This is a genomic window from Desulfobaculum sp. (genome assembly GCF_054921475.1).
In genome coordinates this window covers 1-7,871 of sequence record NZ_JBUDSW010000175.1, presented here as the reverse complement: position 1 = coordinate 7,871, position 7,871 = coordinate 1, and the positions used below count along the sequence as shown (strand labels likewise).

Genomic DNA, 7,871 nt, shown 5'->3' with positions numbered 1-7,871 from the left:
GGCCGCAGCGACGCGGTCCTCGCCGTGAACCGGGCCGCGCCCGGCACCGTGCTCCCCGCGCAGCCGGACTTGCCGGAACTCCCCCCGTGCGTCGGCACGTTTCCGGTGCTGGACTCCCTGACCAGCCGCCAATTCGACACCATGTCCGCGCTCTGCCTGCCCGAGCAGCGCCTGCTGGACAGCATCTGCTCGCGCATCATGACCGCGCTGCGCCACAGCCGCGAACCCATCGCGGAGAACGCGCCACTGCCCGGCACCTAACAGCCGCACAACGCAAAACAGCCCCCATGGCCTTGGCCATGGGGGCTGCTGCGTACGGCTTGCGCGGAGCTATCAGCCCTGCGCGCTATCGTTTTTCAGGTCCTGAATAAGGGACGCCAGCTGCGAGGACTGCTGCGCCATCTCGCGCAGGGCGATCACCGTTTCCTCAATGCTTTGAGCGGTGTCCTGCGCAATCTGGTGCACCTCCTCGATGGAGCGGTTGATTTCCTCGCTGGCCGAGGACTGCTGCTCCGCCGCCGTGGCAATGCTCTGAATCTGCTCCGCGGAGCGCTCCGCACCGTCCACAATGGTGCCCAGCACCTCGCCGGATTCGTTGGCGAAGGTGACGGCTGTGTTGATGTCCTTTTCCGCATTGTCCATGGACGCGACGTTGCTGTCCGCCACCTTCTGGATGGACGAAATGGTCGCGCCCACTTCCTTGGTGGCGTTCATGGTCTTTTCGGCCAGCTTGCGGACCTCGTCGGCGACCACGGCAAAGCCGCGTCCCGCATCGCCCGCGCGCGCCGCTTCGACAGCCGCGTTAAGCGCCAGCAGATTCGTCTGGTCCGCAATGTCCTCAATAACGTTCATGATGCTGCCAATGGAACGCGCCTGCTGGTCAAGGTCGTTCATGGCCACGCGCAGGGCCTCGGTCTGCCGCTTGCTGGTCGCCATGGCGTCAATGGCGCTGGTCACCACGGACTGTCCCTTTCTGGCCTGCTCACGGGCATCCTTGCCCTGATCCGCCGCAAAGCCCGCATTCTGGGCGACTTCCAGCACCGTGGCGTTCATCTCCTCCATAGCCGTGGCCGTGGCCTGAATGCGGCTTTTCTGCACGTCCGTGCCCTTGCGGACTTCCTCGGACTGCGCGGAGATTTCCTCCATGGCGGTGGAGATGCGCTCCACAACCTGCTCCAGCTGGCTTGCGGCCTGCATCATCCCTTCGGACTTGGCGCTTTCGGCCTTTTTGCGGGCTTCTTCGGCCTCAAGCATGGCCTTTTCCGCCTGCGCGGACTTCTCGCGCGCCACATTCATCTGGCGCTCAATGTCCGCAATGTTCTGCTGCATCTTTGTCGCCATGGCGTTCACGGCGCTCTGCATCTGGCCCACCTCGCAATCCGTTGCGGCGTCAAGGCGGGTGGACAAGTCGCCCTCGGCGATGCGGTTGACGGCGGTTGCCGTATCGTGCAGCGGACGCGCAAGGCGTCCGGCAAGCAGCCACAGCACAACCAGCGCAAGGGCAAGGCATCCGCCGCCAATGAGCGTGGTCTTCAGGGCCATGGCGTTGGCCTCGGCGTAGACGCTGGCTTCATCAATGGCGACGCCAACGGTCCAATACGAGCCGGTTTTGCCCATTTCCACGGGGACATAGATGTGCAGCTTGCCATCGCGGAAGAAGTGCACCGTCCCGCCCGCATGGGTCTGCTTGAGAATGGCGCTCCCACGCTCCTCAACATCGGCAAAATTTCTGCCGATGACGCCGGTCTGCCCCGTCCGCCCGGACACAAGGCCCGTATGCGTCACAAAGGTCACATCGGCCTTCTGCCCAAAGATGGCGATGGAGTTGGCCAGTTCCTGCAGGAAGTTGGCCGTCACATCCACACCCGCTACGCCAATGGTCCGGCCATTGACGCTGATGGGCGCGGCAATGGTCACAATGGTTGTGGTTTGCCCGTTCACCGTGGCGCGCACAGGATTGACAATGGTCTCCGCCGCGCGCCTGCGCGTGACGGTGTACCATCTGGCGCGCTCCAAATCGCCCTTAATGGGCGCAAGGTGCACGCCGCCGGAGCGCGTCCAATACGGAGCAAAGCGCCCGCCGGGCTGCGTTCCGGGCGCATCCGCCGTGGCGTCCATGCCGTCGAAGGCATCTGGCTCCCACGCCGAGCGTACGCCCATGAGTTCATCGTTTCGAACAAGCAGCTCGCGCTGCATGCTCACCACCTGCCCGCGCAGGGGATGGCCTTCCGGAGAGCTGGTGTAGCCTTGCAGCGTCTGGGCGAGCCCGCGCGCAAGGTCCAGTCCCGTGTCAATGCGTCCCTTGATGCCAAGCGCCTCAATATACGCCTCTTTGGACGCCGTGTGGATGGCGTTTTCAAGCGCCATGCCCCGCGACATAGACGTCGCGTAGGCAATGACCGCAATGAGGGAAGCAATCATGCAAAGGCCGGAGAAGAAGAGGATCTTAGCCTTGATAGAATGAAACGAAAACACGCTGTCCTCCTAGGGAACTGCGGATTTCACCGCGCCGTGAGTCCTCCGCCCGTGGCGGGGACGCGCGCAAGTACAAGCGCCGCGCAGACGCGACGCTTTGGCTGGTGTGGGCTGCCCCACAATCACAGAGACCTCATGACAAACGGCAGGCATGCCCTCTGGTGGTGTACGGCTCCACCAGCATGCCCGCCATCCTCCTCCGCATTCCTTTGAGCGCGCCAGCATCATCCGCCGCCGCTTCCCCTTCCCAAGTACTGTTGGCCGTGGCACCGGCCGCGTAGCGGGTACGGCCCGCCACACCCCACTGCCACGTGGAACAGAAAAGCACCGCCACCACGTTTCCCTCACTGGCGACGCCCTCCCGCATACTGCATATGCCTTGGCACTATTGTGGAAGACGAAGCGCGCCGTGGCGCACCGTCAAAAGAATGGCGCGAAATCCATACGCTTTTTGCAACTGGCAAGGCCCCTCTGCCCTTCACCAGCCGCACTGCATACGGCTAACGCGTCGCGCAACATATAAAATCCGATTTCAAACCGCAAATAAAAAGCCCCGCACCTTTTGCGCGGGGCTTTTCTGTTCTGCGCCAAACCGGGGCGCTACTTTGTGGCGTCGTCCTTGAGTTCCTGAATCAACCCCAGCAGGTCCGAGGTCTGCTGCGCAAGCTCGCGCAGGGCCTCGCTGGACTCCTGAATATTTTCGGATGTCTCTGTCGTGATGCGGTTAATCTCCTCCATGGACTGGCTGATTTCATCACTGGCCGCGGACTGCTCCTCCGCCGCCGTGGCAATGCTCTGAATCTGCCCGGCCGAGGCTTCCGTCACATCCACAATAGTCTTGAGCGCCTTCCCGGACTGGTTGGCGAGTTCCACAGCCTGTTCTAGGTCCTCCGCAGCCCGTTCCATGGAGGTCACGTTGGCTCCCGCCACTTCCTGAATGGCGCGGATGGAGTCGCCTACTTCCTTGGTGGCGGTCATGGTCTTTTCCGCCAGCTTGCGGACTTCATCCGCCACAACGGCAAATCCGCGCCCCGCCTCGCCGGCGCGGGCGGCCTCGATGGCGGCGTTCAGGGCCAGCAGGTTCGTCTGGTCCGCAATGTCGTCAATCACCACCATAATCTTGCCGATGTCCTGCGCGCGTTCGTCAAGGTGCCCCATGCTCTCGCGCAGTTCCTCGGTTTGCTTTTGCGTTACGGACATGGCCTCGATGGACCGGTCCACCACCTGCGCGCCCTCAAGGGCCTGATTCTTGGCGTCCATGCCCTGCTCCGCCGCGCTGCTGGCGTTTTGGGCCACCTCCAGCACGGTGGCGTTCATCTCCTCCATGGCCGTGGCCGTGGTGGCGATGCGCTCGCGCTGGGTGTCCGTGCCCTGCCGGATGGCGTCGGACTGGGCGGATATCTGCTCCGTGGCTGTGGAGATGCGCTCCACCACGTGCTCCAGCTTGTCCGCCGCCTGCAACATGCCCTCGGCCTTGGCGCGTTCGGCCTGCGCCTTGGCCGCGTTGGCCTCTTCCGTCGCCTTTTCCGCCTGCACGGTCTTTTCCTGCGCCAGCTTCATCTGGCTTTCAATCTCTGCAATGTTCTCGCGCAGTTTGGCGGCCATCAGGTTCACCGACCCCTGCATCACGGCGACCTCATCCGTGCCACGCGGGTGCAGTTCCACATCAAGGTTGCCTTCAGCTATGCCGTTGACCACGTTCGACGTTTCAACGATGGGCCGGGCAAGGTACCCCGCGATAACCCACAGCACAGCAAGGGCGGCGAGCAAACACACAAAGCCGATAAGCGACGAGCTACGCGCCATGGCGTTCGCCTTGGCATAGATGAGCGACTTGGGCACCGCCACGTTGACGGCCCAATAGCTGTCGCTGTTGCCAAAGGCCATGGGCACAACGAGGTTCAGGTCGCCATCGTCAAACATATGGTACGGCTTGCCTTCGCGAATCTTTTGCATGAGCGCGTCGGCGTCCTCGGTGATGCTACTGAGCTTCTTGCCCGCCAAATCTGGCTGGCGGCTCTTGGCGGTAATCATGCCGTTCTGCGCAATGAGGGTCACGTCAGCTGGCTCACCCAAAATGTTCAGGGAGTCCGCAATCTCCTGCAAAAAAGCCACACTCAAGTCCGAACCAACAACCGCCACGGAACGGCCATTCAGCTTCACCGGTACGGCAAGGCTGACCACCATCACCTGCTTGCCGCCAATCTCATACATGGATGGCGGGAGCACGGTCTCCTCTCCGGAATTCAGCGGACCGGCGTACCACGAGTTCTGCGATGGGTCTTCGTATGTGCTGCACGGCTCCAGATGCAGGCCGCCGACCTTATTCCAGTAGGGAACAAAACGGCCAGTGCTGTCGTGCCCTTCATCAGCGTTGACGAACTGGTCGTCCATGCCATCAAGGGCGTTTGGCTCCCACACAGTCCATACGCCAAGGACGTCATCATACGTCCCGGCAACGTTACGAATCATGCCATTGAGCACATCGCGCGAGGGAACAGGCCATGTTTGCTTCACGCCCTGAAACGACACCGCAAGGTCCCGCGCCGCGCCAATGGCGGCGTCGAACCGCCCCTTGATGCGCAAGGATTCAATTGTCGCTTGATTGCGCGCCACGGTCACCGCTGTCTGCAGCGCCCTGTCCCGCGCCGTGTAGGTCATGTAGCCGATGACCACCAAAAACGACGCAACAAGGCAGGTCCCTGCCGCCATTACGATCTTGCCTTTGATTGACCCAAAACCGATCACGTTCGCCTCCTCGTTCCGATCCGCTCATGGCGGGCAGGCTGTCCACTCGTTCCGGCCCCATCCAAGCTGGTGCCCTTCACCCGTGCCGGAGCACGCGGGTGCCAAAGGTCCTCATCTTCTCCGTACATTTTGCCGCCTTAATGGCAACGGGCCGACGTTTCCGGCACACCGAAAAATCCACCCAGCCCCGATATTAGCACAAAAAAAAGGACACCCCTAGGGTGTCCTTCATTCTCTGCCGCACTTTGGCGCACTTTGGCGCACTATTTTTCGCGCATGCGCCGTTCCCACTGATAGTCCGACGAGGTCACGTAATCCTCCGCACGCCTGAGGCGGCGCTCCAACCTGTCGAACTGCTCCTTCAGCCTATGCAGGGCAAGGGACCGCGAGCGGGAATAGGAATCGTAAAACTCGCGCTCCGTCGGTGAATTCACAGGGACCACAGGCTCCATACGCATCACCAACGCCGCAAGGAAGTACAGAAACACCCCGGGCCACAAGCCCGTGAACAGCACCGTCAGCACCGTGAAGAACCGCAGCCAAAAGACCGAAATGTCAAAGTAGTCTGCCACGCCCTGGCACACGCCAAGAAAGATGCCCCGCCGCGAGCGATACAGCCCCCGGGCCTCACGCCGCGGGCGTTCGCGCCAGCCATCCCATCCGCGCCCGGCGGAGCGGGCACCTTGGCCGCCGCGGCCGCGACCCTGGCCGTTCTTATGCATCCTTGCGCGCATCGCGGTTCCCCTTGCTTTGCCCCTCCTGCTCGTAGAGGAGGGTTTCCAGTACGTCCATGCGTTCCTCCAGCCGGTTGAGACTGGCGAACATTTCCTGAATCATCCGTGTTTCGTCCACCTGTTCCTGCGGCTCACTGCGCGAGAACGCCCCGTGGAACAATTTGCCAAGGATGAAGATGATGACCAGCACCACCACAAGGGGCAAGAGGATGATCCAGAATCCGATATGATGCATTGGCGTCTATTCCTTTTCTCCCGCACCGCTCGGGCCGGGCTGTTCGTCAGTGTCCGTGCCGGACGGATGTGCGGCCTGTTTCAGCCGGGCCAGTTCCGCCTCGATGCTATCGTCTTTTTCCCAAACTGCAAACTCATCCTCAAGGGATACCTGAGCCTTGGGAATGGACAGCTCGGCTTCGGCCTCCAGCCTGTCAATGCGGCTTTCGAACTTGTCAAAGCGGACCATGGTGTCCTGCTTATTGGCGCGGTCCAGCGTATGCCCCGTGCGCTTGCGCTCCGTGGCGCGCTGGTGACGCTGCACCAGCAGGCGCTGCTTCTCACGCGCGGCGGTCAGCTTGTCCTCCAAGCGGGAAATATCTTCGCGGGACTGGGCAACCATGGTCTCAAGGTGCGCGGCCTCATCCTCCAGCGAATCAAGGCGGCCCTGCCACAGGTTCTTTTCCTTCAAGGCCTCGCGGGCGAGGTCGTCGCGTCCCTTCTCCACGGCCATGGTGGCGCGCTGGGTCCACTTCTCCACCACGGCGCGTACTTCATCAAGCTCGCGCTGCAACGTTGTGCGGTCCGCCATGGTCTTGGCGCACGACGACTTCAGCTCCACCAACGTCTCCTCCATCTCCTGCACCATCAGGCGGATGAGCTTTTCCGGGTCCTCGGCGCGGTCCAGAAGCGAATTGAGATTGGAACTGACGATATCTTTAAATCTGCTGAATACACCCATGGTGTCCTCCTGTTATGGCTTACAGTCTTCTTGCCCACCATAAAGCATTGGCCGTGCCATTCAGCGCAAACCGCAATAAGTTACTGTATAAACTCATCATTCTTCCTCTTGCACCCCTGCGCCCTGTGCGGCATAATTATGCAAAACTTATCTCAATACACCACAACCTGCACAAAAGGACCACATATGGCGGCCACAGCGTCCCTTGAAATCATCGGGCAGTCCGACAGCTTTCTCGCCTTCATGGAGCAGCTTTCCCGCGCTGCGGCCGTGGACCGCCCTGTGCTCGTCGTGGGCGAGCGCGGCACAGGCAAGGAGCTTGCCGCGCGGCGGCTGCATTATCTCTCCCAGCGCTGGGAGGGGCCTTTTGCCACGCTCAACTGCGCCGCCCTTGCGCCGTCGCTTTTGGAGTCGGAGCTGTTCGGGCACGAGGCCGGAGCCTTTACCGGCGCCGCCGGGCGGCGCATGGGACGCTTCGAGGCCGCAGACTCCGGTACCCTCTTCCTTGACGAAATCGGCAACATGCCCCTCACCGTGCAGGAGAAGATTCTCCGCGTTGTCGAGTACGGCCAGTTCGACCGCGTTGGCGGTACCGCACCCGTATCCGTAGACGTGCGCATCATCGGCGCAACCAACGTGGACCTGCCCACGCACGCCGCAGATGGCAAGTTCAAACACGACCTCCTCGACCGCCTCAGCTTCGAGGTGCTCACCATCCCCCCCCTTCGCGCCCGAAAGGACGACATCCCCGTCCTTGCCCAGCACTTCGCCCGGCGTATGGCCATTGAACTCCACACCCCGCAGCCCGCCTTCACCGCCGACGCCATGGACGCCCTGCTCGCCCACCACTGGCCCGGAAACGTCCGCGAACTCAAAAACGCCGTGGAACGCGCCGTCTACCGCGCCGATAACGGCGTCATCCCCGGCATCACCCTCGACCCCTTCGCCTCGCCCTACAG

The 7,871-nt window shown here is 62.1% G+C and carries 6 protein-coding genes and 1 pseudogene; 2 read left to right on the top strand and 5 right to left on the bottom strand.

The features are described 5' to 3' along the window. Positions 1 to 261: pseudogene (locus ACY69P_RS11560) on the top strand (hypothetical protein); the annotation flags it as partial. Between the two features lie 72 nt (positions 262 to 333). Here the strand turns inward: ACY69P_RS11560 and ACY69P_RS11555 are convergent. The 5 genes from ACY69P_RS11555 to pspA form a co-directional block, all read right to left on the bottom strand. Continuing rightward, positions 334 to 2,475 (bottom strand): methyl-accepting chemotaxis protein, encoded by a 2,142-nt coding sequence (locus ACY69P_RS11555; protein ID WP_462327576.1) that lies wholly within the window; start codon positions 2,473 to 2,475, stop codon positions 334 to 336. Between the two features lie 600 nt (positions 2,476 to 3,075). After that, positions 3,076 to 5,223 (bottom strand): methyl-accepting chemotaxis protein, encoded by a 2,148-nt coding sequence (locus ACY69P_RS11550; protein WP_462327575.1) that lies wholly within the window; start codon positions 5,221 to 5,223, stop codon positions 3,076 to 3,078. A 263-nt stretch (positions 5,224 to 5,486) separates the two neighbouring features. Then, positions 5,487 to 5,945, bottom strand: coding sequence for an envelope stress response membrane protein PspC (pspC, locus tag ACY69P_RS11545; protein WP_459898241.1), 459 nt, complete (start codon positions 5,943 to 5,945; stop codon positions 5,487 to 5,489). After that, positions 5,938 to 6,192 (bottom strand): hypothetical protein, encoded by a 255-nt coding sequence (locus ACY69P_RS11540; protein WP_459898239.1) that lies wholly within the window; start codon positions 6,190 to 6,192, stop codon positions 5,938 to 5,940. The genes pspC and ACY69P_RS11540 overlap by 8 nt, the downstream gene beginning before the upstream one ends. A gap of 6 nt (positions 6,193 to 6,198) precedes the next feature. Next, positions 6,199 to 6,912 (bottom strand): phage shock protein PspA, encoded by a 714-nt coding sequence (gene pspA, locus ACY69P_RS11535; RefSeq protein WP_404846013.1) that lies wholly within the window; start codon positions 6,910 to 6,912, stop codon positions 6,199 to 6,201. A 186-nt stretch (positions 6,913 to 7,098) separates the two neighbouring features. Between pspA and ACY69P_RS11530 the strand changes: the two genes are divergently transcribed. Continuing rightward, positions 7,099 to 7,871: sigma 54-interacting transcriptional regulator (locus ACY69P_RS11530; protein WP_462327574.1), on the top strand; the 773-nt coding region annotated here is incomplete at its 3' end.

Excerpts from the sequence above, each read along its gene's own strand:
- pspC (WP_459898241.1), bottom strand. The coding sequence starts at position 5,945 with ATGCATAAGAACGGCCAGGGTCGCGGCCGCGGCGGCCAAGGTGCCCGC.
- ACY69P_RS11540 (WP_459898239.1), bottom strand. The coding sequence starts at position 6,192 with ATGCATCATATCGGATTCTGGATCATCCTCTTGCCCCTTGTGGTGGTG.
- pspA (WP_404846013.1), bottom strand. The coding sequence starts at position 6,912 with ATGGGTGTATTCAGCAGATTTAAAGATATCGTCAGTTCCAATCTCAAT.